1 protein-coding gene is annotated in these 298 nt (G+C 36.6%); it reads left to right on the top strand.

The window, feature by feature from the left end; genetic code table 11:
• The coding region (locus ACU68Y_RS09185) for a Rib/alpha-like domain-containing protein (RefSeq protein ID WP_446755920.1) at positions 1 to 298 on the top strand (298 nt) is incomplete at both ends.

Below are 298 nucleotides of genomic sequence, written 5' to 3'. Positions count from 1 at the left end.
GAAGTACAATCAAAAATTATCATACAAAAACAAGCAGCGGTAATCACACCAATACCAACAGTTGAAGCAATTGATGAAATTGTGGAATTCGGCAAAACATACGACTTGACAGACAACATCAAAAATTTGCCAAGTGGAGCGAAAGTTACAGACATCACAGAAAAAGATGCAATAAACACAAACAAATCTGGAAACTACATCGGAAAAATCAAAGTGACATTCGAAAATGGCGAGGCGAGAATTGTCAATGTAAAAGTCGTTGTGAATAAATCACTTGCAGAAACAAACGAGCCAACTG

The sequence above is a fragment of the Finegoldia sp. P1-F-LS genome, assembly GCF_052932205.1.
Note: the sequence above shows the minus strand (reverse complement) of the source record. Positions and strands in the feature narration are given on the sequence as shown.